The sequence below is a fragment of the Pedosphaera parvula Ellin514 genome, assembly GCF_000172555.1.
GTDB lineage: Bacteria > Verrucomicrobiota > Verrucomicrobiia > Limisphaerales > Pedosphaeraceae > Pedosphaera.
On record NZ_ABOX02000058.1, the window covers coordinates 18,001 to 41,223 of the forward strand.

Below are 23,223 nucleotides of genomic sequence, written 5' to 3' on the forward strand. Positions count from 1 at the left end.
GGTTTATCATGGGCTCAATAGGCCTTTGATCAACCAGCCATGGAAATCGATACAGTAGGCAGGCCCCGTAACGTGGGCTGGGCAAGGGCCGCTGCGCTCATATACGGCGATTGGGGCACGAGCAAGGCTTATGTCATTGGTCTGGCTTTATATTCCGTGGGCTTCTCTGCCCTGCCCCATCTGCTCGCAGTTTGTGCGGTAACCGGATTGGTTGGCATCAATTATATCTGGATTTGCAAACACTTCCCCAATGGCGGTGGAGTCTATACAGCGGCAGGTCTCCATTCCCGGCGATTGGCGATGATCGGTGGTTTGCTGTTGCTCGCTGATTATATCGTAACGGCTTCACTGAGCTGTTTGGACGGATTTCATTATCTCGGATTCGATCAGGAAGCGGCAAAGAAATGGGCCATCACGGCCATTTTCATAATCGGTGCCATCAATTTCTTTGGCCCAAGACATTCCGGTGCCGTGGCGGTTTGGCTGGCGATACCGACCATCATGACCGTGGCGGTGCTGATTGCGGCAGGCACGCCCCACCTAAACCATTTTCACCCCGAACCGCCAAAAGAGGGGTTTCTACACAACTGGGTGGCGTTCGTCGGAATGATCCTCGCGCTATCCGGTGTTGAAGCTGCTGCCAGCAGCACGGGTGTATTGCGCCTGGATCCCGACGCCAGTTTTGATCGTCCCTCGGTTAACCGCACTTCACGACGGGCCATTCTCGTCGTAATGGCTGAAGTGGTACTCGGAACTGCCATCCTAAGTGTGCTCGCCATGTGCCTGCCGGACGAAGCCGTAAAGCATGAAAACGATCTGCTGCGCTACATGGGCGAAGTGTTTATCAGCCAAAAGTTCGGTCTGATTGTAGGCTGGGTTTTCGGCGTGCTGCTGCTCTCCGCCGTCAATACTGCAATCTCTGGAATGATTTCACTGCTTTATGTAATGGCACGGGACAAGGAGATCCCGGAAACGTTTTCACACTTAAATAATCATGGAGTTCCGTGGGTGGCGTTGATGATCGCCACCGTGCTGCCGGTCATCGTCTTGAATGTGGATGATTCAGTGACCGGGCTGGCATCGCTCTACGCCATCGGGGTTGTAGGAGCAATCGTGATCAATATTGGTTCCTGCGCTTTCGCCAAGCAGCGGCTTAAGCTGAAGAATTATGAACAATACACCATGTTTGCCACTTTCATTTTGTTGGGCCTGATCTGGATCACCATTGCTCTGACAAAACTGACAGCGCTCATTTTCGTAATTGTTATCCTGGTCATCGGGCTGGCGCTCCGGGAAATCACCCAGCGCCGGCGGCGGGCCATGCCTGCACCTGCTGTCATTGGAGTTGGTGTTCCGTTGGCGCCGGCACCGATGCCGATAGTAGCTCCTTCTGCCCCCGCCGAACCCACGCCGTCCTATGAAGGCAGGTTTCTTGGAGAAACAATCCTGGTGGCTGCTCGCGGCTGGACCCCGGCCCTGCAATTCGCCTTGGAAGAAAGCAAGCTGCGTGATGCGCAATTGCTGGTACTTTTTATTCGCGAAGTAAATATCCAGATCGATCGGCAAGGCGATTGGCGCAACGATTTTCAAGCGCGTGAGTTATTCAGCCGGGTACTAAGTGAAGCACACGACAGCAAAATCAAGCCCTTGTATACCACGAGCGATTCACCAGCAGATACCATTATTGATATTGCCGCGACCTTCGGGGCGGATACTGTGGTGCTGGGCGGCACTCGTCGCGCAACCCTGGTACACATGCTGAAAGGAAATGTGGTGGCACAAGTGGCTTCGAACCTCCCTGAGTCCATGCACGTGATCGTGATCGGCTAAACAGGCACTATTTTACCCGCATTTTGATCCATCCTGGCTTTGAATTTAAGGTCGTATTGGGCATCCTCAAAATGCATCACGATTCCCAACTGAGGCTGCCCGCTTCTTAAAATGAAATCCAAGGCCCTGGTGGTTTGTCCAAAGTCCAAGGCCTTTTCCACGTTCTCAGTCCAAACGTTCGGGCCGGAGTAATAGAGCCGTGTGAGGTCGTCCTGCAATATTATCTGTACCTGCTTTGCCATACGCTAAAGTTGTGCGCCTTGGACGCTGGATCAAACGGAAGATGGTTACGTTTAGGTGACGAAAGACAGATTACAATTGAACAGCATGCCTTCCTGAACAGCATGCTCCACATCAAACTCGAATCTTCAAACCCGGCCATCTTACACCGCTTCAAGTCTTTGGATGATTTTTCTCCAATGCGTGCCATGCCAGAATAATTTACCGCACTGGCTGCATTGATAGAACTGATCAAGCCATTTCAAGGTGCGTGGCGGAATACGATCGCTGACCGACTCCTTGTCGACCTCCAGCAATTCACCACCACAGGCCATGCAACGCGAGCCACGCATCTGCAGGTCAAGCTCCTGAAAAATAAGTGCCAGTTGTTCCAGCATGGTCAGCGTTGGCGGCACCCAAACCGCCGGAATGATACGATCCCGCAGCACGCGCCTTTCCATCAGCATGCTGTCGGTCGTAAGAATTGTTGCTTTGAGCCGCTGCCCTTCGATTAAAAGATCGTCATCATTTATATCCTGGATCCACACCGCTTCATAACCAGAAGCTCGGAGCCAACGCGCCAGCCCGCCAAGACCGGCGTCGCATAAGAATCGGGGTATGGCGGGTTGGCCATGGAGCATGGAATCCCGGCTCTGGTCGTGGCGGACAAAAATACGTAGCGAGTGAAGGGCATGGCCGTATACTTCGGCCAAAGCCTGCGCGGGAGTAATTGCTTTTTCCCTGCTCAGATACCGGGCTCGATCCATCAACCAACGAACCCCTTGATCTGCCTTGCGAGCCCGAAGCTGCACCAAAATCGCGCGGAACTTTGTTTCGTAAGCCTTCCCAATACGGCTCATACATTTGTAACTTATTCGTTTTTCTTGGGTTTTAAACAAAAACCATGATCGCCACCGCTTTTTTTGTGTCCATTTTTCACACAAGTGTCCTCCGCCAAGGAACCCGACTCACGCGACCATTCCCCATATCTAGTGGACATTGAATGATTCCAACCACCAGCCATTGAGGTTGAAAAGAAGTTATTCACAATCCGCAATTAACAGCCTATTAGGCATGATAATAGCTATTTGCACCTGTACAGCTCCGTGTGGGTTCACTGAAAAAACACAACGCTTTATGCTGTTTCCGCAGTGCGTCCGCTGCTTGCGGTAAATGTTAGGAATCTTTCGCGTGGGATCAGCGAGCTGGATTCGATTTGGAATGTGAGTGTCACGCTTGGAAAATGAGTCCCAAATTACATCAAGCCAAAGCCAAATTATGTTCGCCCAATTCATTCATTCAGTTGCCGCCACACGACCTCTGTGGGCATCTCTCGGTCGTGCAAGGTTCCTACAGTGGGTGCAAGGTCTGGACACACCCAAACCTCGCGCACAGCAACGCGCCCTCTCTTTGCCAGGCGAATCAACCCACCGGCAACTCCAGGCATTGGAATCCCGCATGGTCGATAGCTTCATCGTGGAAGCTGCATTGGTGTGCGTCGTTACTGTCGGCCTGCTGATGGGCCGTGAACCTGGAACGCTACGACCAAATCCGGTATGGCTGGTGATTTTTGCGCTTTGTGGAATGGCGGCGTTTGGCTGCGCTCTACGTTTGAAGCGGATGAAAAGGAACCGCCGGACACTATGGCTGGCTTTCAATGGCGAACGAGTTGTTGGGGAAGCGTTAGCCAGCCTGACAAATCACGGGTATCACGTCTTTCACGATTTACCTCTCACCAAAGACTGGAGCATCGATCATATCGTAGTTGGACCTTCAGGTGTTTACGCAGTGGAAACCAAGGTGCGACCGGTTCCTGACCAAAAGGCCGGACCTGTTTCCCGCGAAGTGGTATACGATGGCAAGGGGTTGCAGTTCCCTGATCATTATGATGCCAGGCGACTGGCACAAACCAAAGCCCAGGCGGAACGATTGGAAAAGCTCCTCCTAGGCGCCATCGGAAACATGATTGAAGTCAAACCGGTGCTGACAATTCCGGGATGGTCGGTTCAGTACACTACCGAGGAAGATAAGAGTTTGGTAATGACCCCGAAAATGTTGCGGGCCGCGATTCTGAACGACAAGGAACCCATCCTGTCTGCTGACCGCATCCAGAAAATCGTCGAGGATCTGGAGCAAAAATATTGACGTTAAGGCTGGGATGTTTGGTTAATGGTTTTAGCCGGAACTGCGAAGTAAGATTTTCCAGGCTCTCAGGTTTCCCCGTAGGTTGCAAGGCGCACACTCCTGCTTCAGCCCCGTACTCCACGTCCTCCCAACAAATATCCAGTCAGTGGGAAACGAATCACAACCCTTTTTGCTCTCCGGAATGATCAGTGAGCCAGAGCAAGGTTTTTCAAAACTTGAATAGTGGAAGGCGCTTTATTCAAGGTGTACATGTGCAGGCCGGGTGCACCTTCGCGAAGGAGTTCGGCGCACTGCTCAGTGGCATAATCAATGCCATAAGCAGCAGCAGCTTCGTCGTTGTCAGCCAGCTTTTCCAAACAGGAAACGAGGCGGCTCGGTAATTTGGCCCCACAAAGAGCAGAAATCCGCTTGATTTGACCAGCGCTCAGGATGGGCAGAATGCCAGGAAAAATCGGGACCGATGCGCCCAATTTTTTCGTCAAGTGATCTCGAAACTCAAAATAATCCGCGTTATTATAGAAGAGTTGTGTCACTACAAAATCTGCGCCGCAATCGATCTTCTTCTTCAGATGCTCCCAGTCCACATGCTTCCCTTCCTTACAAGCAATGTGTCCTTCAGGGAATCCAGCTGTCCCGATTGAAAATCCTCCCAGCTCACGAAGCAGGGCAACCAACTGATGGGAATATTCGAACCCTCCGTCCGTCATTTTGAATTCTCCGTTGCCACCGGGGGGATCTCCACGAAGGGCCAGGATGTTTTTAACTCCCAGACTTCGGGCCTGTTCGATAACATCGCGGAGTTGCTCACGCGTCGCATTTACGCAGGTGAGATGCAACATGGTTGGCAACTGATGCTCGCGCTGGATGCGATCCACAATCATCAGTGTCTTATCCCGTGTGCCTCCACCAGCCCCATAGGTGACAGAGCAAAAATCCGGCTTCAACCGCAGCAATGCCGGAATGGTTTTTTCCAACAATGCACGATCGCCCTCATCAGTTTTCGGAGGAAAGAACTCGAAAGAGATTACTGGCTGATGAGCATCAGCCTTGGCCGCATAGATGTCGCGGATGAATTGCATTAACTGGCGATTATGCATAAAACGGCTCCCGTACCAAGTTCTGAATTTGTAACCTTCCAAACCCTCACTTAAACATTAGCAATCGACAGAGTGTCCGGGCTGTTACCTCGCTAGTTTTTCAATTTCGCACGCAAGTTTGGAGAATTAAACACTTCTGAATTCAAAGGCATTTTAGGTTTTTTCCCGGCCATCAAGTCCAGAACAGCTTGTGCCGTGGCAAGACTGATTAATTCACCGGACTCACGGCTGCTGGAAGCTTGATGCGGTGAGAGCAGGAGATTGGGTGTCCGACGAAAAGGGTGATCCACTGGAAGGGGCTCAACGGTAAAAGCATCCAAAGCTGCTCCAGCAATCCAGCCTTCGTTCAGCGCACGAATCAATGCCTGCTCGTTGACCAAAGGCCCGCGTGCCGCATTGATGAGGTATGCCGAAGGCTTCATCTTTTGCAATTGGGCCTCTCCAATGAGATCCCGAGTCGAGGACGTGAGTGTCGCGTGGAGAGAAAGATAGTCGCTGCGCTCAAGCAGTTCGTTGAAGCTGACAAATTGGGTCCCAAATTGATCCGTTCCCATTGGAGGGTGCGGATCGTGAGCTATGAGTTCAAGGCCGAAACCTTTGGCCCTTCTCGCCACCGCCTGCCCGATGCGACCATAACCCAAAATCCCCAGCGTTTTACCATTCATATCATGGCCCCATGCAGGTTGCCATAAGCCCTTGGACATGGTTTCGTATCCGTCAATTATTCTGCGGACCAGTGCCAATAGCAGTCCCATGGTGTAATCCGCCACGGATTCATCGGTCATTCCTGGAGTGTAAGTGATGAGGATGCCCTCCCTGGTGGCGCTGGTAACATCAATGGCGTCAAATCCAACTCCCCACCGGGAAATCAGCTTGAGCCGTTTTGTCTCGGGAACTGAAAAAACGTCGGCAGAATACTTTTCAACGCCAGCTATTACGGCGTCGGCGTCTTTAATAATTTTTAGGACGTCTTCGCTCCCTGGCGATCCCAAAATGGCGGAGTTCACGACTTCACAGCCTGCCGCTTTCAGCAGAGCAACTGCGTTTTGACCAACCTTTTCAATTGGCGGTGCAGTGATGACAACCTTCCACGACATACATTAAAAATAAGGGCAGTTCAGGAAAGATCGCAAGTATAGGATGAAAAGGCTCGAAAAACCAGCCTCAATCTGGTAAAGTGTCCACATGGCCCTGACACGTCATTGTCACAAGTGCGGATGGGAATGGAGACTCCCGGGAAACCCCGGGCGAAGCGAATCGTGCCATCGTTGTGGCGCTGACCTGAGGGTCTGCTTGAACTGCGTCAGCTACGATGCGCGCGCGGCCCATCAGTGCCGCGACCGCCGGGCCGACCCTGTTCAAGAGAAGCATGTGGGCAATTTCTGCGAATATTTTGATTTCAGTCGCCGTGACTTCGTGGCCGGAAGTGAAACGAACAGTCGTGAAAATACCGCTCGGGACCAGTTGAAAAAATTGTTGGGCGATTAACAAGCCTCCTTCCCTTAGGTTCAACATTCAAGCCTGCCCGCTTTCCGATCAGGCCCAGGACTTTGAAAAAATTTCCAGCCTCCTGAGACTCCTCCAATGTTTCCATGTGTACAAAAAAGCCCCCTGTCGGTGGAGGCCCGACAGGGGGTGAACAGAACTAACTAAAACTTATAGACGAGGTTCGCAATGATTTCGTAAGCATTGCGGCGGCTGCCACCGAGAGGGTCGGTGACGAGAGTGTTGACATTGGATTCACCGTAAGCTCTGCCGGTGCCATCCGCCTGATGATCCCAACGTGCTTCCAAACGGCTGATCACGTTCTTCCAGAGATCATATTGCAATGTTCCAGTGAGCGCGAACACCTTGGAAGGCAACCCGGTCACGGCCTGCGATTTGGACTGAGTGAACCACTCAGCACGGCCATTCAGGCTCATCTTCTCCGTAACCTGATAGGTGGCGTAGAAGCTGGCAGCGTTTGCATAGCCAGAGTTTGGAACTCCGGGCTGTTTGGATACCCCGGCATAGTCATAGGCAGCGCCCAACTTCAAGGCCTGGATAGGCGTATTCAAAGTACTGCCAGCATAGAAGCTGGTTTGATTCGCTTTGCCGCCATTGATCGAGCCGGCATTGAAACCATTGATGATGCCACCATACAAGGTGGAACCAGCAACCCATCCCCAATCTTTGGGAGCAGTAAATGAGGCGGAACCCATGTAAGTCTTGTAGGATTCAGCTTTCGGACCGCTCGCGAATGGGTTTGCGGTAGGAAAGGCGCGGGAATTGATCACTGGCCCGAATGTATTGGCAATGCCAGCTGAGAAGCCAAGCATGTCACAGACTTGATAGGAAGCGAGAACACCGGTGTGAGTGGTAGGCTCGATTGTGTAACCGTAGGAACGGGTAAAGTTCGGGTTGTTGCCCGATTCAAAAACTTCGTATCCAACGATGGTGTCGAACACACCCAGTTTGACGTCCAGTCCGTTACCAATCGGAGCTTTCAAGTCGACGTAGGCTTGCTTGATTCCGAAATCTGAACCAACAGTATTACCCAATCCGCTGGATGTGGTATTGAAGAAATTGGCATCGGGCCCAAACAAAAGATCGGTCTTGTAGCCTGCACCCCAGCCATCAGCAGCATCAGCGGGCTTTTCGAGGGTCAGCTTAACAACGTTAAGATTAAAACCATCCGCCTTGTTCGGAGTGTTAAAGGCATACTTGGGATTGTTTAAATTACCCGTTCCCAAATTCCACTGTGCTGAGGTATCAACATACCCGCTCAGCATGGTCGAAGAGAGCGTGGTCATGACTGAGGAGGGTTTTGCTGCTTCCTCGGCCTGCACGACTGATGCGAGACTGACCACTCCAACGGCGGCTAATCCCAATGTCCATTGATTAAACTTCATCTTTAGGTTCCTCTGGTTAGTTAGTTTTTTTTGCGTTCTGAGCCAACACCCTTCCACTACCGATTGCATTGAACATCTGGGTGAAACCTTAAACCGATTTAAAGAAGCCGAAATGTTACTACTGGCTTCAAATAATCAAGTAACAAAATTGCAATCCCACCAAGGCAATAATCATGCCACAAGGCACAATTGATGTAAGACTCTATAACATGGCCCTTTACACACTGACAGCCATTCTTCTTCTTCTGGAAAAGCAAGGTCGAAAAGACTCACATTGCCTAAATATCGCCAAAGTCTGTGTGCGAAATTCAGAATCAAAACAAGCGTGAATTAAGTCTCTTTGATGAGAAAACTCCTCTCGCTTTTCTCGAGAGGAGTTTGTGCAGTTCAATTGAATTAGAACTTGTAGATTACGTTTGCCGCTATGATGTAGGAATTGCGGCGGTTGCCAGTGCTCGCCAATCCAGGCGGCGTATCCGAATTCAGCAAGGGGGTACCAGTTCCGCCGAAGGCAGTGGAACCATCCAACGCATGATCCCAACGAATTTCCAGTCGGCTGATGACGTTCTTCCAGAGGTCATACTGGACAGTGCCCGTCAGAGCCAGCATTTCGCTCGCAACACCGAAGTTATTGGCCTGGAAGCCCGAAGCAAGCGACTTCGACATGGTGGCATACTCACCACGAACATGCAGGCTCAGTTTTTCTGTAGCCTGGAATGAAGTGTAGAGCGCTACAGCATTTGCATAAGCCGAAGGAGTTGTACCGCCAGCATCGGACTGTTGGCTGATGCCTTCATAATCATACGAGGCACCGACGCGCAGACCTTGGACAGGTGTTGCAACAGTCGTGCCAACATACAAACTGGTTTGGTTTGCCTGCTGAGCATTGTTGAAACCGTTGATGACACCGCCGTAGAGTGAAGAACCGGAGATGAATCCCCAATTATCAGGTGCAGTCAAAGCGATTGAACCCATATATGTCTTATAGGATTCAGCTTTGTTGCCGCTCGTAAGAGGATTCACAGTCGGGAATGCGCGGCTATTAATAATGGCGGACTCGGTGTTGGCGATGCCAGCAGCCAAGGCAACATTGTTATTAATGCGATAGGTGGACAACACACCCGTCTGGGTGGAAGGTTCAAAGGTGTGACCCCAGGAACGGGTGAAGTTCGGGTTATTACCCGCTTCAGTGGATTCATAGCCGATGATGCTATCAAATACACCCACCTTGAAATCCAAACCATTACCCACTGGAGCACGCAGAGCAACGTATGCCTGCTTGATGGCAAAGTCGGAAATAGCTACGCCACTAGATGAGGTGCCAAGACCAAACGGGAAAAGGTTGGCATCAGGTCCGAAAAACAGATCGGCCTTGTAACCAGCAGCCCATTCTGCTTCGTCCAGCGGCTTTTCCAAAGTAACCTTGACGGCATTGAGATTGAAACCGTCAGCCTTGGTCGAACCACCATATTTATATGCCGGAGCATGGCTGTCACCAGTCCCGATATTCCACTGCATTGAGGTGTCCACATATCCACTAAGGACGGTAGACGAGAGAGCGGTCATGACCGTGCTGCTCTTCTCTTCGGCCTGAGCCGCAGATGCGAGGCTTACTGCCCCGACCGCTGCCAGACCCAATGTCCATTTATTAAACTTCATTTGGTTCCTCCGATGTTAGTTAGTCTGTTCTGTTTCTTTCTATGCATTTTTGAAGGTAAATCCGGTTTACCCTGCACCCCTAAAAGGGTGCATTTCCCGAATAGATAGAAAAAAGTGGACACTTTGACAACAAGTTTTTTTAATATACTTGGCTGATCAGGCTTGATTTATGGACAACTTATTTCTCTGCATTCTCATCGGCCTGAGTGTTTTATGCATTTCATTAGGAACGAGAATCTATTCTACTCCCCTTAAACACACTCCGTGTCTAACGATGAGGCAGCATACTTCCAAGGGTGTTGCCGCAATCTTACTTCTCAACTTTAAACTGCAATAAAACACCTTATTATTGAGTTTCTGCAACCGTTTATGAAGGTGGAACGAGCCTTGCTTATCCTTTTCAACATGATTGGCATCTTTGATTGTTTAAGTTCTGTTCGGCATCGAGGCAGCCAATCGCAAACCTTAATTTAGGATAATTATGCCATCGTACGCTTACGTCGCACGCGAGACCTCCACCGGCCGGGAGATTCGCAGCTCTGTTGAAGCCGCCACCGAGCAGGCTGCCATTAACGCCCTCCTTAACCGCAACCTTCTGGTGGTTTCCATCCAGGAAAAGGTTGGTAAGAAAGGTAAAACCTCCGGAGGCAAGGTCGCGCTCGCTGACCTGGTAATATTTACCCGCCAACTCGCCACTATGCTGGATGCAGGGTTGGCCATGGTTCAGTCCCTCCAGGCACTGGCCGAACAAACCACCAATAAGGTCATGCGCGATGTCATCAAGGATGTTACCGCTCGCGTCGAAGCAGGTGATAGCTTCTCTGAAGCCCTGGTCAAACATCCCAAGGTTTTCAATCGTCTTTATGTCTGTATGGTCGGTGCCGGGGAAAAAGGCGGATTGCTGTCCGAGATTCTCGCCCGCCTCGCCACCTACCTGGAAAATGCCGCCCGACTGCGCCGCAAAGTTAAGTCCGCCATGATGTATCCCACAGTCGTGACGTGTGTCGCCATCAGTATCACTATTTTCTTGATGGTCAAAGTAGTGCCGGTTTTCGGTGAAATCTTTGAAAGTTTTGGCGCCAAGCTCCCTACACCCACCCAATACTTGATCAACGTCAGTCATTTCATGCAGAAATGGGTTGTCCCCCTTTTGATGGGTGCCGGCGCGACAGTTTATGGTTGGCTCTATTTTATCAAACCAAACCCGGTCGCGAGTTTTGGGATGGCCGCCGTTATCAAACTACCTATCTTCGGCCATATTGCTCATAAGATCTGTCTTGCCCGCTTTACCCGCACCTTTTGCTCCCTGATTCGAAGCGGTGTTCCCATTCTCGAAGTATTGCAAATCACCTCCAATACAGTTGGCAACGTCGTCATGGAAAAAGCCATCAAGGTCGCCACCACCGATATCGAACGCGGCGAAGGCATCTCTGTGGCCCTCGGCAAACATCCCGTTTTCCCGGCCATGATCATCCGCATGCTTTCGGCAGGTGAACAGACCGGTAAAATCGATGGAATGATGGAACGTATCTCGGACTTCCTCGATGAGGAAATCGAAACGATCCTTGCTGGTTTGACCTCCCTTATCGAACCACTCCTCATCGTATTCCTGGGCGTAATCGTTGGTGGCATCGTGATCTGTATGTTTTTGCCCATCTTTAAAATGAGCGAAATCGTCAATCCGCACCGCTAAAAAATCTCTGGTTAGGTTCCTCAAACGGTGGGCCGGCAGGATGCAACAATCCAGCTTGCCCACCGCCTCTCTTTTAAATAGCCTGCTTCCGTGGCTAAAGTGCTTCTCGTCGACGACGAATTGACCATGGTCCAAATGGTCACCGAAATGCTCCGTGCAGAGGGTCACGAAGTTTTCCCCTACACTAATTTCAAGGACGCGGTCGCCGCCCTCGAAATCCATACCCCCGAAATTGTCGTCACCGACCTTTACCTCGACAAGACTCGCGCTCACGGCCTGGAGATCCTCCAAAAAGCCCGTTCCATCACCCCTCCAGCCAGCGTCATCGTCATCACCGCCTTCGGCTCCATCGAAACCGCCGTCGAAGCCATGAAGAACGGCGCCTATGATTACCTCGAGAAACCCTTCAAGCTCGACGAACTCAACCTCTGCATCCAGCGCGCCCTTTCCTACAACGAAGCCATCTCCGAAAACCTTTACCTCAAAAAGCAGCTCAAGAAAAAATACCAGTTCAGCCAGATCATCGGCACCGCTGGCCCCATGCAGGAAGTGTTTAAGATGATCGAGCGCACCGCCGATACCGACAGCACCATCCTCATCCTCGGCGAAAGCGGCACCGGCAAGGAACTGGTCGCCCGCGCCCTCCATTTTAATAGCAAACGCCAGTTCGCCCCGTTCATCCCGGTCAACTGCTCTGCTTTGCCCGAAAATCTTCTGGAGTCCGAACTCTTCGGCCACCGCAAAGGCTCTTTCACCGGCGCGCTTACTGATAAGAAGGGCCTGTTCCAGGAAGCCGACGGCGGCACCATTTTCCTCGACGAAATCGGCTCCATGTCCTCCACCCTGCAAAGCCGCCTGCTCCGTGTCTTGCAGGAACGCGAAGTCCGCCGCGTTGGCGAAAACGTCCCCACCTATATTAATGTGCGCGTCGTAGCCGCCACCAACGAACCACTCGAAAAGAAAATTAAGGACGGCACCTTTCGCGAAGACCTCTACTACCGCCTCAACGTCATCTCCATCCAGATGCCCAGCTTGCGCGAACGCCGCGACGACATCCCGCTGCTTGCCGCACATTTCCTCCGCAACAAAATCAACCCGCGTTCCGGCCAATCCGTCCAAATCACCCGTCAAGCCCTCGACCTCCTGACTACCTACGACTGGCCCGGCAACGTCCGCGAACTCGAAAACGCCATCGAACGCGCCGCGACTCTTTGCGAGGACAACCTTATCCAAATTCGCGACCTCCCACCCAGCCTGGTCCGCAGTCTGGGCCAACCACCCAGCGCCAGCACCGCCCTCTCGGCAGACGTCGCACAACTGCCCCAACCCACCACTCCGCCTACGTCCCTCGTGCCGATCCAGACCGCCATTCCCGGTGCCAGCGCACCCCTGTCCGTCCCCAATGGCACTAACCCTGGCGCGACCCCAACCCTCCACGCCGACCTTTCCTTGAAAGACTACCTCCGCGAACAGGAACTTGCCTACCTCAACCGCACCCTTGCCCTCTTCGGTGGCGACAAAGAAAAAACCGCCCTCCATCTCGGCATTAGCCTCGCCACCCTCTACCGCAAACTCTCTGAAGACGAACGCTCCGCATAATCGCTCTTCAAATCCGCAAATCGCTCCACTTAACTGCACTTCACTACACTCAGATCAAACTAAACATTCGCAACTCATTATCACAAAGCCCTTTACACTCCAATCCTTCCTCCACCTTCACCCCTGCACCTGATTCCATCCGCAAACCATTAATCCACAACAGTTTCTAAACCATCCCCTGCACTTGGCTGGCCTCACAACAAGGAGGTCAGAAGTCTACCTTCATCCTGAGACCGAGTACAACCGAGGTCTCGGTACGTCCCAGGATGGGCGTGATCACTTGCAGATCAGGCGTGATGTGACACCAAGGCGTCACCCCCACATTGTAGAAGATCTCCACACCACGCTCGTCGCGCACCGGCGTGATTACTCGGGCAACATCCTTAAAGTCGCCACTGAACCCCAGGTAATAATACGCCAGGCCGAAGTAGTCCTGCCTCCGGTCGCGGATCGGACTGCTGCCGCCGACGCCAAAAATGGCGGACCATTGTATCGGGTTTGGCTTCCCGTCGCTGATGCCGGCATTGCCGAACACGCCCCAATTGCGCGTTTGATCCGTCGGGTCCACCCATAGCGCTTGGTCGAATAAGTACGTGACCCACCAGGAACCCCGTTCAAGAGTTGTCGGGGGCAGCCCCGTGGGGATTTGATTCAAAGATTGCTGTTCCACGATCGCATAGCGCCCGGAACTGTACACTCCCCAGAGGCTCTGGTGTCCCGGCATGCCGAAAAACTTCGTTGGCAGGCTGGCGGTGGGATAAATAATCGCCCCGTTGTCGAAGGCGTCCTTGAAACCGGTCTCGGTGGCGGCATTGTGGGTGTCATACACGGTGAGCGATAGCACGGGGTAACTTTGGGACAGGATCGCCGCTCCGGCTCCCAGCGTCGCGTAGTTCATCGTCCGCCCCAGGATCGGGTTCCAAACGAACGCGGCGTTCATGAACCCGGCGTCAAGTCCATGCCCAGGCATGAACGGCTGCTGCACATTATCAATCGTGTTGATCTTCCCGGCGTACACGAGGAAATTTTCCGAAAGCGCCTGGGTGAACTTGACCGCGGTCAGAGCGCCCGCGGTCCCGAAAAAGACCGGATGGGCCCGGCCGATATTCACCGGCACGATCGCCCCAGTCTCGGAGTTGACCGAATCGCCATAGACGGCTTCGCCGTGGAGGGTGAGGAAGAGCCCTGGCCACAACCCCGCCTTCTGGCCGTCCACGTTGAGCCAATAATCACTGCGGCCCCCGAGTTCGGAGTCTTGCTCCAAGCCGCCCCTGGCAATCCCCTGGTAGTACGCGGTCGCGCTGATGTCGAACGTAAAGCCGTGGTCGCGGAGTTGCTCGCGCACACCGCCCCAATCCCCCGTCAACTTCAGCCGGGTGTCCCAGGGACCGCCGAACGGGGGCGGTTGCGGAGTCGCCCCGGCGTCGCCGCTGTTGCCCGCGCGCGCATCGCCGGATGCGAGGCACAGGACAGCCAGTAATATGTGGATATAACGCAACATGGACATCTTTCCGGTTGTGAGTTCAGGGGGAATACGCGGTAACCTCAATAATTTGCCTGGCGACATCAAGGGTCCCGACTCCCCACAACTGAAGTTGGTTCACCCACGTGTACTCGTTTGAAGAAGCAAACAGTGTTATGTTTACGCGGACATCAGCAATCTCGCCGTCCGGCCGAAGTATGGCCACCCCCTCGCCTTGGGCAGCAATGTTTTGCCCGTCCACCGTCCTGATTGTTTCATGAATGTGCAGCTCAAAGCGGCCATTCGGGCGGACTAGGACGTAATCAATTCCCTCGACAGCGCCATTGAGCTTGGCGCCGGTCGCTGTGCCTTCGAAAGCGACGTCGAACCTTGTGCCTTCAACTGGTGGCGCCACTTCCCCGGCCATCAATGCCGCAAAACTGACGCCGTACTCCTTCATGCCGGTGATGTTCAAGCTCACCTTGTATAACTCTCGGACTTCAATCGTGCTCATGACTGCTTCAACCTCAGTGGGGAACACTCGGTATGTGCTTCTTGATTTTCGAGACCGTGTGGAGCTTCACCTGGGCCGCCCACGGTCCATCAACCGTGCGCAGACTCGGGGATGACACGGCGGCAACATCGGCGGAGAGGTTGGTGACCAGCACGTCCTCACCGTGGAAGACAAGACTGTTAGACCAGAGGAAACCAATGGGCGCGCCGTCTTTGTCAATGCCGCCGAAGTCGCCGAGCTTCGCGATCACCCGGCCTTGCGTCGGCTCGAGCACCATGATCTCGTCGGACTGATTGCACGCGATCCAGAGGTTGTCGTCCTCATCAATGATGATCCCGTCCGGTCCACCGCCCGCGCGGTTGACGAAGACCTCGGGCGTTCCAGCCTTAAGCGGCGAGCCGCTCACCGGGATTTTAATAATGGTGTCGTTCGCTGTGTTCGGGACGAACAGCACCGTCTGCTCCTTGTTGAACGCCAGGCCATTTGCGCCGATCGCCGGTGGTGGTCTTGTCGGCTTCAAGAGCGGGCTCTTGACCCAGATCTCGCCCGCGCCGCCTTCCGGTCCAACTTTCCAGATCAAGCCCTGGTGGGCATCGGTGACATACAGATTTCCAGCGTCGTCGAAGGTCAATCCGTCGAGGCCGGGATGCTCGCCGGTGACGGTCATGAACACTGAGGAATCGCCCGTCTTGGCATCGACAGCGAGGACCTTCGGGTCCTCGTAGTCGATCACGATAAGTTTTCCGTTCTTCGGATGGAAGCGGAGATCTAGCAGCATCCGGCTTGAGCCGGCAATGTGGACGGTCCGCAGGTACTTGCCGTTAGGGTCAAACACAAGAAGCGTGCCCGGAGTACCTTTTGGCTTGTTCGCCGCCACGGTAACAACGTAGACGTTCCCATCGGGACCGAGGCAAATCCCCTCTGGATAGGCCTCACCTGCGGGCAGCGTGGCGAAGCGCTCGACTTTGCCGCGCTCCCAGGCGTGCAGAGGGATCGGCGTCGCCAGCATCGTCAGCAGCATTAGAAACGTCCTGGCTGTGATCATTCTCATATCGCACCTCACAGATTCGTGTTGGTTACGGGGAGAGCAAACCCGCACTCATCGGACTGCCACCGCGCTGGTTAACTGCTTTGCTTCCTTCAGCACCAATGCGGGATCATTGAAGGGCTGGTCACTGATGCGCTGCGAGCGGACCCGGCCCTGCGCATCGATGAGAAAAATCCCGTGCAATGGCTGATTGTCGAAATCGACACACCGGTAGGCCTTGAAAACGTCCAGTTTCGCATCTGACAGCAGGGGGAACGGAACGGTGCCTTCTGCCTGCGAATCGGCCTGCGATTTTTTGAGATCTTCAGGCGAATCGGTGCCGATGGCGACCAGATCGATTCCGCCGTCTGCAAACTCGCGGGCCTGTTTCGCGAAACTCTTGAGCAGCCCCGCGCACCGGACGCAACCAGAGCCTTCGTAGAAAATCAGCACCAGCGGCCGGCCCCGGTATTTACTAAGCGAGACGGTCTTGCCGGAGCCGTCGGGGAGGTTCCAGGCCGGCGCGGGCGTCGCCACACTGGACGGGGCGTCACTCGCAGGATTGGCAGGTGAAGCCCGGACGGTCAGGCTGGATTCCGGCTTGGGCGGCTTGGCATAGTTGTCATATTCGTAGCCGAGCTGCGCCGTGCGGTTGCCAGCGCCGATTGGCATGTCCACGCGTTTGCCGTTTCTGTCCGCGTAGGTGAACTTCCGATTGAGGAACCTGGGATCGGCTGGATTGCTGTTGCCCAGCCGATTCCAGCTTTCCCAAATCCGGTCCAGGTTGGCGTGATGGAGATAGAAGATCGGATCACCGCCAACGGTGGAGAAGTCGGCCATATCGCCGCCGAGGGCGATGTGAGTGAAGAAGTGAGGGTTCTGATCCAGCCGGTTGCAGAACCCAAGGGCGCCGGTCGGCGAGTCGATGTAGAACTTCTCGTTAAGACAGTCCAAACTCAGCCAACCCATGACGGGCTTATCGAGCCGCTCCCCGCCATTGACCCAGGGATAGCGAGTGCTGTTAAAGAGCTCGCTGGCCGGATCGCGAAGAGCGAACGGGAGCGAGAGATCCGCTTCGTTTCCGGTAACGGGGTTCCAGTAGGGCAGCGTAAAATCGTCATCCTGCGACACCTCGCGAATCGTCTGCTCAAACTGATAGAGCATCAGGCGATGCCAGGGCCAGATGAACCACTCTTGATATTGTTCCGGGTTATCCGGATTCATCGGGTGGGCCTGACAGCCGTCCCACGTGGCCTCGGCGAGGGATTGAACACTCGACGGGAGTGAGGCGATGGCGTCCGTCTTGACCTTCATGGATTCCTCCCACATGACCACCGGGTATCCCTTCATCCAGTGCGTATTCCACCACCACTGCCACGAATGGGTATCGGATTGGGGCAGCTTCCGCATTAACATGACGGCCCGCGCGTACTTCTGGAGCATCTTCTGGCCTTCGGGACTCTTGATGTCATAACGGATGCGGACCTTCGTTTGGCCTTGGTCCGACGCCGCCCTGCCCTCGCTCTTGCCGGTCTCGGTCTCGCTCTTGCCGGTCGCGGCGTCACTCTTGCCGGTCGCGGCCTCGCTCCTGCCGGTCGCGGCCTCGCTCTTGCCACCAGGTATCTCGAGGATGTCAGTTGACGACGTGTGAACTTCGAGTTTCGGGTCTTGCATCACCAGCGCCCCGGCAGACTGGATCATCCCGCTGGCCAGGTAGAAGCGATTGCCAATCACCGCGCCGGCAACGCCGTGACGGGGCATCGGCATGGGGGGCAGCGTCATCCAGGAGTTGATTGCTGGATCGTATGCCTCTATGGCTCGAAACGCGCCGACGAGCGCCCTGGTCGTCACCTCGCCGCCGGCCACATAAATCAGGCGTCCGTCGGTACCGCTGGCACCGCCGCTTCGGGCCGTCGGCATCCGTTCCTTCGGGGCGCTCCAGACGTCATTGGCGGGATCGTATTCCTCGACCGCATCCGTGTTGCTGGCGGACATGATGAATGCGTGGCCGGTGCGGCCGCCGATCACGTAGATCTTGTTGTTGATGGCGGCGGCGAACGTGTGGTTGCGCGGCACCGCCATCGGCTTGCGGCTCTCCCACTTGTCCGTGGCGGGGTCGTACGCGTCGTTGGCGGCCAGAACGTTACACGGTCCCATGAACGTGAAGAACGGGGTCTTGGACCCTTCCACGGTCGTGGCGCCGCCGATCACGTAGATCTTGCCGCGCACTTCCACGGCCACCGCGGCTCCGCGCTTGCCGGGAAGCGGCGCCAGCTCCTTCCAGGAATCGACCGCCGGGTCGTATTCCCAAACGTTGTCGATCGGTTGCCAGGCAGCACCGATGGGCATCGGGCTCTTCTCCGGGGCGACGAAACCGCCGAACACGTAGATCTTGCCGTTGTAAGCGGCCAGGGCCGGATGGTGCGCCCGCAGCGGCATCGACGTTTTCTTCGTCCATTTGTCGCCGTCCGCGTCGTACTCGTAGTTGACGCCGCGGGCCTTGCCATCGCCCCAGCCGCTCATCACGTACATCTTCCCGTTGCAGGCAACGCCGTAGTATTCTTCGTCCGGTTCCGGGAACGGCGCCCCTTTCTTCCAGGGAGATGGCGGCATCTGAGCCAGCCCGGACGTGGTGAAGATCAAGCTGGCTATGATGGCAGCCAGAATGGCCACGCTCCATGAAGCGCGTTTATTCATTTGGATTTCTAACGTTCTAGCTTTCATCGCTCATTATTTGTTCGTTGTTGTTGTCCGTTGTTTGTTTATTTGAAGCCTCGTTCCGAGGACGCCCTCCAAAAACGCCAGAGTTTTTGCGCCGCAGATGGCGCACGCATTACTATCAGAGCGGTGCCGTTCTGCGCATCGCGCGCTGTTCAGTTCCAGAAGCGGAAAGCTGGTTTTCATTCGTCAGGTAATGCACCGCAAAACTTCAAGGTTCGCCAAATTTCCAACCTGGCTTTCATTGTTTCTTGTTTTGCCGTGTGGTCATTTTCTGACGTCCGAGGAAGCCCTGTCAGAACGATTGAGCCTTGGCGACTGGTATGTTCCTCATTTAGGAACTTTATACATACAAATCGTTGTTCTCCTGTGACAACTATCAGGCCAAATCCCTGCTCCGTAAAAGATTTTGCTGTTTGCCTCAGCATATCTCGCAGGCATTGATTTAGGCGCTATGGAACTGCGTCAATCTGGCCTGTGGAGAGCAGTTGCCGCCCTAGAGACTTGGAAAGAGAATTCAAGATTCCTTGGCCATTTTCTTTGATGCACCACATTCTCCGCATCAGGTAGGTGGGACAACACCCCAGTTGAAATTATTGCCCCGGTTCCGTCGGCACGGGCGTAGCCATCGCTATACCGAATGCCAAAAGAAATTTCCGAATGGCAGGAGGGATTTTGATTTGAGGCAAGGCGGAGGCCGCAGGCGCTATCTGAAAGATAGCGACAAGGGCGACAACGCCGCCTCAAATCAAAAGCACCCTGCAGCCAATGACTAATGAATTTCTTCGCCCCACAGTCATAATTTTTCAGCGTCCACTTTCATAAAACTTTTTACCCTCTTTGATTCAGTTTCCTTTCCCCATTTCGGAAATTAATTTTGGCATTCGGTATAGTGCGCTTGTTCATGCCGCAGATCGCCAGAACGCCCAGCGAGAAAAACAGCTGCTTAACCCCGCTATAGGCGTCCAGAATCACGAGACAGTCATTGAACTGACCCATCGCTTCTCCTTACGCAAGGGAGCCTTATTCATCCAACACGACTTCCAATATATCCTCCGGCCCGGCGGCACAGGGCCGATAGACAACGCGCTGGTGTTAGGTTGCCAATTTGGTATCCACTTCTGAACACCTTGCAGGGAGACCGGCAAGTGAAGAGATGGATTCAAATCCAAACATTTCGGCGCCGCTTGATTTTTGGCTAAGATGGCGGAGAATGTAGCTTCAAGCAGGAGGAACCTGGCCCAGGAATCAATGGATGGAGAAGAAAACATTTCACCCGGCTCACGCGTCCGCTTTGAGTTGCTCAAGGAGGGAGAGAACCGGTTTGTTCTTCGGTTGAGCGGGCGGCTGGATGCGGACTCCACTCCATTCCTCTGGCAGAGATTGCAATCAGCGCTGGTCGTTCCACCCGGAGCCACATTGGAAGTCAACGTGGCTCCTTTGACCTACAGTGATAGTGCCGGTTTCGCGTTCCTCTACTTGCTAAGCAAAGGCTGCATGACTCCGCAGTCGCAAGTGTCGCTGAACGGGTTGAAGCCCGAATACCAGAAGGCACTGCAAAATTATTCCATGGAGGATGTCCAAGCCTACCAAGGGGAGCAACCTGTCCGCCAATCTCTCATGGATGAGATCGGGATGGCGGTCATAGCCAAGACACTCGAAGTGCGGCAGAAGGTGATCTTTGTAGGTGATGTGATTTCAGGGCTTGGTTACGTTTTGACGCATCCGCGATGGATGCGGCGGAACGAAATCGTGCGGATATTCGAAACGGCCGGCGCGAATGCATTGCCTATCGTGTCGCTCATCAGCTTGTTGCTGGGATTGGTCATTGCGTTCGAAGCGGCGCAGCCGTTCGCGCGTTTTGGCGCGAAAATTTACATCGCCAATCTTATAGGATTGATCATGGTGCGCGAGTTGTCACCAGTTATGACGGCCATCCTGCTCGCGGGGCGTTCAGGTTCGGCGTTCGCGGCGGAACTCGGCACGATGAAGGTCAACGAAGAGTTGAACGCTCTTGAAACCATCGGGCTCGACCCGATGCGGTTCCTGGTGGTGCAGCGCATCCTGGCCAGCCTGCTGCTCACTCCGTTGCTGACAATTTATTCCATGGCAACAGGGGTGTTGGGCGGAGTGTTGGTGATGCTTGGGCTGGGATTCCCTCTTTCCATCGCGTGGCACCAACTCCAGTCCAGCGTGCGGATCAACGACATCGCTTTCGGAATATTGAAGGCTTTTGTGTTCGGGGGCATTGTCGCGGGAACGGCCTGTCTTCGTGGACTTGAGACAAAATCCGGACCGGCTGCTGTGGGAGAATCCACCACGCGTTCCGTGGTCAGCGGAATTTTACTGATCATCATCGCCGATTCAGTCTTCGCCATCCTTAAATTTGTTTTGGAAAAATGAGCGCATCAGCGGACAACATTATTTCAGTGCGGAACTTGAAGGTTGGCTACAAGGACCGGGTGATCCTGTCGGGCATCAACTTCGAGGTGCGGCGGGGCGAGGTATTCGCCATCTTGGGTGGCTCGGGTTCCGGGAAGAGCACACTGCTCAAAAATATGATCGGATTGTACACGCCAATGGCCGGTGAGGTGTTGATCAATGGAAAGAACATGGTGACTGCCTACGGTGATGAGCGTTTGCGCCTGTTGCGCAGCTTCGGTGTGCTCTATCAAAGCGGGGCCTTGCTGGGCTCCATGACGGTGCTGGAAAATGTGAAGCTGCCACTGGACGTGTTCACCGATCTGCCCGAACTTGCCAAGGATTTGATCGCTCTCTCCAAGCTGAGGCAGGTGGATTTGAAGGCATCATCCACGCGCCTGCCGTCCGAATTGAGCGGTGGCATGGTGAAGCGCGCGGCACTCGCGCGCGCGCTTGTGAACGACCCCGGAATCTTGTTCCTGGACGAGCCTTCCGCCGGGCTCGACCCGATCACTTCCGCGGGATTGGATGCATTGTTCAGGAATCTTTCGCGAGGCTGGGGCATCACCTTGGTGATGGTGACGCACGAACTGCCCAGCATTTATGCCGTCGCCGACCGGGTCATCCTGCTGGATGCGGAAACAAAAACCATCGTCGCGGAAGGCAATCCGCATGATCTGCGCGACCATGCCACGGAGCCATTGGTGCGGCATTTTTTCCGGAGGGAAGCCGCATGAGTGCCCGCCCCAACAGTTATAAGATCGGCTTGTTTGTGATCATCGGCCTTGGCGTGCTGATCGCCGGGCTCTTTGCCTTCGGCGCGCGCGGCTATTTCCAACAACAACGAGTTTTTGAAACTTATGTTACGGGAGAAGTTCAGGGGCTTGCCGTTGGATCGCCGGTGAAACTGCGTGGCGTTACCATCGGCAAGGTGACTTATATCGGATTCATCTGGAACGAGTATCCACAATATAAGATTGACTATGTGCTCATCAGATTTGAAGTGCCGAAGGAAACGAGCCTGCTTCCGCCGCCGGACATGAATTTTCAGACGTTGATAGATCGGGAAATTGCGCGAGGACTACGCGCCCGGGTTCAGGGGCAAGGCATCACTGGGTCCAGCATTGTTGCTTTGGACTATCTTGATCCCAAGCGCAACCCGCCGTTGCAGGTTCCCTGGACTCCCAAGCATTATTACATTCCCTCCGCACCGGGGCAGTTCACCGAGGTTGTGGCCTCGATCCAGAAAATTCTGGCGAAGCTTGAAGAACTCAACTTGAGCAACACAGTGGCGCGGGCGGATACACTCATGGAATCCGCCGACCTCCTGGTCAAGCACGTTGATCGGATGGATTTCGTCGCGCTTGGCACGAATGCAAACGCCTTGGTCGCCGAACTGCGCGACACGAACGTACGATTGCAGGCGACCCTGAAGGAGGCGCAGGGAGCGATCAAGGACACGGACCTTCCTGCCGTGGGCCGTCGCGCTCAGGAACTTGAGGCGAAGCTCACTGACCTTGGCAACGAATTGCAAAAAACAGTAGCCGGCCTGGACACCGGCAGCCTGAATGCAACGCTCGCAAGTGCCCGCGAAGCCATTGCAGGCCTGAACGATTTGATGAGCAAGCTGAAACAACAACCTTCCTCCCTTATTTTCAGCAAACCGCCTCCACCCGCTAAAAGCGTCGAGACTCCAAAGGCTCAATGAACATTTCGCCACTGATCGCTGGCCGTTAAATCGGCCGTAAATTCCTTCATGATCTCTTGCAATGCCTCGTTCCAACCTGCAACCGTTGCGGCGGCCGTACGTGCTTTCAGTGGAATGCGCCGGAAATAAGTCTTTTGAAAGACAACATCTCCCCGGTTCCGTCCTGCTTTTTTGAACACCAGGAACCGCATCTCCAGCACTGCCAAGGGATGAACTCGGTCGCGGAAATCGCCGTAAAGT

General features: G+C 54.2%; 19 protein-coding genes and 1 pseudogene. 8 read left to right on the forward strand and 12 right to left on the reverse strand.

Features of this window, described 5'->3' with window-relative positions:
• The first annotated feature begins 39 nt into the window (after positions 1 to 39).
• Positions 40 to 1,830 (forward strand): amino acid permease, encoded by a 1,791-nt coding sequence (locus tag CFLAV_RS27650; RefSeq protein ID WP_007418214.1) that lies wholly within the window; start codon positions 40 to 42, stop codon positions 1,828 to 1,830.
• On the opposite strand, the gene CFLAV_RS27655 is transcribed toward CFLAV_RS27650, so the two are convergent.
• Both CFLAV_RS27655 and CFLAV_RS27660 read right to left on the reverse strand, forming a co-directional pair.
• A complete protein-coding gene (locus tag CFLAV_RS27655; protein WP_007418215.1) occupies positions 1,827 to 2,072 on the reverse strand; it encodes a hypothetical protein in 246 nt (81 codons plus the stop codon). The two genes, CFLAV_RS27650 and CFLAV_RS27655, sit on opposite strands and share 4 nt — an antisense overlap.
• 141 nt (positions 2,073 to 2,213) lie before the next feature.
• Positions 2,214 to 2,909 carry a Mut7-C RNAse domain-containing protein gene (locus CFLAV_RS27660; protein WP_007418216.1) on the reverse strand — a complete coding sequence of 232 codons (696 nt, stop codon included), beginning with the start codon at positions 2,907 to 2,909 and terminating at the stop codon, positions 2,214 to 2,216.
• Between the two features lie 418 nt (positions 2,910 to 3,327).
• Between CFLAV_RS27660 and CFLAV_RS33320 the strand changes: the two genes are divergently transcribed.
• A complete protein-coding gene (locus CFLAV_RS33320) occupies positions 3,328 to 4,194 on the forward strand; it encodes a nuclease-related domain-containing protein (protein ID WP_007418217.1) in 867 nt (288 codons plus the stop codon).
• Between the two features lie 185 nt (positions 4,195 to 4,379).
• Here CFLAV_RS33320 and metF read toward each other — a convergent pair whose 3' ends face one another.
• The 5 genes from metF to CFLAV_RS27690 all read right to left on the reverse strand — a co-directional run bounded on the left by metF (position 4,380) and on the right by CFLAV_RS27690 (position 9,841).
• Entirely contained in the window at positions 4,380 to 5,291 is a 912-nt protein-coding gene (gene metF, locus CFLAV_RS27670) for a methylenetetrahydrofolate reductase [NAD(P)H] (protein WP_007418218.1), read from the reverse strand.
• Between the two features lie 92 nt (positions 5,292 to 5,383).
• Positions 5,384 to 6,388: a phosphoglycerate dehydrogenase gene (locus tag CFLAV_RS27675; protein ID WP_007418219.1), complete on the reverse strand. Its 1,005-nt coding sequence runs from the start codon at positions 6,386 to 6,388 to the stop codon at positions 5,384 to 5,386.
• A 67-nt stretch (positions 6,389 to 6,455) separates the two neighbouring features.
• Positions 6,456 to 6,806 carry a hypothetical protein gene (locus CFLAV_RS27680; protein WP_007418220.1) on the reverse strand — a complete coding sequence of 117 codons (351 nt, stop codon included), beginning with the start codon at positions 6,804 to 6,806 and terminating at the stop codon, positions 6,456 to 6,458.
• A gap of 134 nt (positions 6,807 to 6,940) precedes the next feature.
• Entirely contained in the window at positions 6,941 to 8,182 is a 1,242-nt protein-coding gene (locus tag CFLAV_RS27685; RefSeq protein WP_007418221.1) for an outer membrane beta-barrel protein, read from the reverse strand.
• 396 nt (positions 8,183 to 8,578) lie between these two features.
• On the reverse strand, positions 8,579 to 9,841 hold the full coding sequence (locus tag CFLAV_RS27690) for an outer membrane beta-barrel protein (protein ID WP_007418222.1): 1,263 nt from the start codon (positions 9,839 to 9,841) through the stop codon (positions 8,579 to 8,581).
• Between the two features lie 481 nt (positions 9,842 to 10,322).
• Here CFLAV_RS27690 and CFLAV_RS27695 point away from each other — a divergent pair, with 481 nt between their 5' ends.
• Together CFLAV_RS27695 and CFLAV_RS27700 are read left to right on the forward strand one after the other, a co-directional pair.
• Positions 10,323 to 11,534 (forward strand): type II secretion system F family protein, encoded by a 1,212-nt coding sequence (locus CFLAV_RS27695; protein WP_007418223.1) that lies wholly within the window; start codon positions 10,323 to 10,325, stop codon positions 11,532 to 11,534.
• A 90-nt stretch (positions 11,535 to 11,624) separates the two neighbouring features.
• Entirely contained in the window at positions 11,625 to 13,133 is a 1,509-nt protein-coding gene (locus tag CFLAV_RS27700) for a sigma-54-dependent transcriptional regulator (protein ID WP_007418224.1), read from the forward strand.
• 208 nt (positions 13,134 to 13,341) lie between these two features.
• Here the strand turns inward: CFLAV_RS27700 and CFLAV_RS27705 are convergent, their stop codons facing one another.
• Genes CFLAV_RS27705 through CFLAV_RS27720 form a run of 4 tightly spaced genes read right to left on the reverse strand, consistent with a single transcriptional unit; the run spans position 13,342 to position 18,833 of the window.
• Positions 13,342 to 14,634: a carbohydrate porin gene (locus CFLAV_RS27705; RefSeq protein ID WP_202796964.1), complete on the reverse strand. Its 1,293-nt coding sequence runs from the start codon at positions 14,632 to 14,634 to the stop codon at positions 13,342 to 13,344.
• A gap of 22 nt (positions 14,635 to 14,656) precedes the next feature.
• Entirely contained in the window at positions 14,657 to 15,109 is a 453-nt protein-coding gene (locus CFLAV_RS27710) for a DUF3237 family protein (RefSeq protein WP_007418226.1), read from the reverse strand.
• 13 nt (positions 15,110 to 15,122) lie between these two features.
• The gene (locus tag CFLAV_RS27715) at positions 15,123 to 16,160 is read right to left on the reverse strand and encodes an SMP-30/gluconolactonase/LRE family protein (RefSeq protein WP_202796965.1); all 1,038 of its coding nucleotides are present in this window, start codon (positions 16,158 to 16,160) and stop codon (positions 15,123 to 15,125) included.
• 48 nt (positions 16,161 to 16,208) lie between these two features.
• Positions 16,209 to 18,833, reverse strand: a complete 2,625-nt coding sequence (locus tag CFLAV_RS27720; protein WP_040550487.1) for a redoxin domain-containing protein — start codon at positions 18,831 to 18,833, stop codon at positions 16,209 to 16,211.
• 861 nt (positions 18,834 to 19,694) lie between these two features.
• Between CFLAV_RS27720 and CFLAV_RS37945 the strand changes: the two genes are divergently transcribed.
• The 4 genes from CFLAV_RS37945 (at position 19,695) to CFLAV_RS27745 (ending at position 22,983) form a co-directional block, all read left to right on the forward strand.
• On the forward strand, positions 19,695 to 19,979 hold the full coding sequence (locus tag CFLAV_RS37945; protein ID WP_083809182.1) for a carbohydrate porin: 285 nt from the start codon (positions 19,695 to 19,697) through the stop codon (positions 19,977 to 19,979).
• Positions 19,980 to 20,057: 78 nt separating this feature from the next.
• Complete coding sequence (locus CFLAV_RS27735; protein ID WP_007418230.1) at positions 20,058 to 21,257, forward strand: ABC transporter permease; 1,200 nt, start codon at positions 20,058 to 20,060, stop codon at positions 21,255 to 21,257.
• Complete coding sequence (locus tag CFLAV_RS27740) at positions 21,254 to 22,012, forward strand: ABC transporter ATP-binding protein (protein WP_007418231.1); 759 nt, start codon at positions 21,254 to 21,256, stop codon at positions 22,010 to 22,012. Before CFLAV_RS27735 ends, CFLAV_RS27740 begins: the two co-directional genes overlap by 4 nt.
• Complete coding sequence (locus tag CFLAV_RS27745; RefSeq protein WP_007418232.1) at positions 22,009 to 22,983, forward strand: MlaD family protein; 975 nt, start codon at positions 22,009 to 22,011, stop codon at positions 22,981 to 22,983. Before CFLAV_RS27740 ends, CFLAV_RS27745 begins: the two co-directional genes overlap by 4 nt.
• Here the strand turns inward: CFLAV_RS27745 and CFLAV_RS36730 are convergent.
• A pseudogene (locus CFLAV_RS36730) lies at positions 22,977 to 23,223 on the reverse strand (hypothetical protein); the annotation flags it as partial. The gene CFLAV_RS27745 and the pseudogene CFLAV_RS36730 overlap by 7 nt on opposite strands.

What these genes read in the sequence shown, in the direction of transcription:
- CFLAV_RS27690 (WP_007418222.1), bottom strand. Translation starts at nt 9,841, where the DNA reads ATGAAGTTTAATAAATGGACATTGGGTCTGGCAGCGGTCGGGGCAGTA.
- CFLAV_RS27695 (WP_007418223.1), top strand. Translation starts at nt 10,323, where the DNA reads ATGCCATCGTACGCTTACGTCGCACGCGAGACCTCCACCGGCCGGGAG.
- CFLAV_RS33320 (WP_007418217.1), top strand. Translation starts at nt 3,328, where the DNA reads ATGTTCGCCCAATTCATTCATTCAGTTGCCGCCACACGACCTCTGTGG.
- metF (WP_007418218.1), bottom strand. Translation starts at nt 5,291, where the DNA reads ATGCATAATCGCCAGTTAATGCAATTCATCCGCGACATCTATGCGGCC.
- CFLAV_RS27715 (WP_202796965.1), bottom strand. Translation starts at nt 16,160, where the DNA reads ATGAGAATGATCACAGCCAGGACGTTTCTAATGCTGCTGACGATGCTG.
- CFLAV_RS27675 (WP_007418219.1), bottom strand. Translation starts at nt 6,388, where the DNA reads ATGTCGTGGAAGGTTGTCATCACTGCACCGCCAATTGAAAAGGTTGGT.
- CFLAV_RS27650 (WP_007418214.1), top strand. Translation starts at nt 40, where the DNA reads ATGGAAATCGATACAGTAGGCAGGCCCCGTAACGTGGGCTGGGCAAGG.
- CFLAV_RS27710 (WP_007418226.1), bottom strand. Translation starts at nt 15,109, where the DNA reads ATGAGCACGATTGAAGTCCGAGAGTTATACAAGGTGAGCTTGAACATC.
- CFLAV_RS27660 (WP_007418216.1), bottom strand. Translation starts at nt 2,909, where the DNA reads ATGAGCCGTATTGGGAAGGCTTACGAAACAAAGTTCCGCGCGATTTTG.
- CFLAV_RS27685 (WP_007418221.1), bottom strand. Translation starts at nt 8,182, where the DNA reads ATGAAGTTTAATCAATGGACATTGGGATTAGCCGCCGTTGGAGTGGTC.
- CFLAV_RS27705 (WP_202796964.1), bottom strand. Translation starts at nt 14,634, where the DNA reads ATGTTGCGTTATATCCACATATTACTGGCTGTCCTGTGCCTCGCATCC.
- CFLAV_RS27655 (WP_007418215.1), bottom strand. Translation starts at nt 2,072, where the DNA reads ATGGCAAAGCAGGTACAGATAATATTGCAGGACGACCTCACACGGCTC.
- CFLAV_RS27745 (WP_007418232.1), top strand. Translation starts at nt 22,009, where the DNA reads ATGAGTGCCCGCCCCAACAGTTATAAGATCGGCTTGTTTGTGATCATC.
- CFLAV_RS27720 (WP_040550487.1), bottom strand. Translation starts at nt 18,833, where the DNA reads ATGAATAAACGCGCTTCATGGAGCGTGGCCATTCTGGCTGCCATCATA.
- CFLAV_RS27740 (WP_007418231.1), top strand. Translation starts at nt 21,254, where the DNA reads ATGAGCGCATCAGCGGACAACATTATTTCAGTGCGGAACTTGAAGGTT.
- CFLAV_RS27680 (WP_007418220.1), bottom strand. Translation starts at nt 6,806, where the DNA reads ATGTTGAACCTAAGGGAAGGAGGCTTGTTAATCGCCCAACAATTTTTT.
- CFLAV_RS27735 (WP_007418230.1), top strand. Translation starts at nt 20,058, where the DNA reads ATGGCGGAGAATGTAGCTTCAAGCAGGAGGAACCTGGCCCAGGAATCA.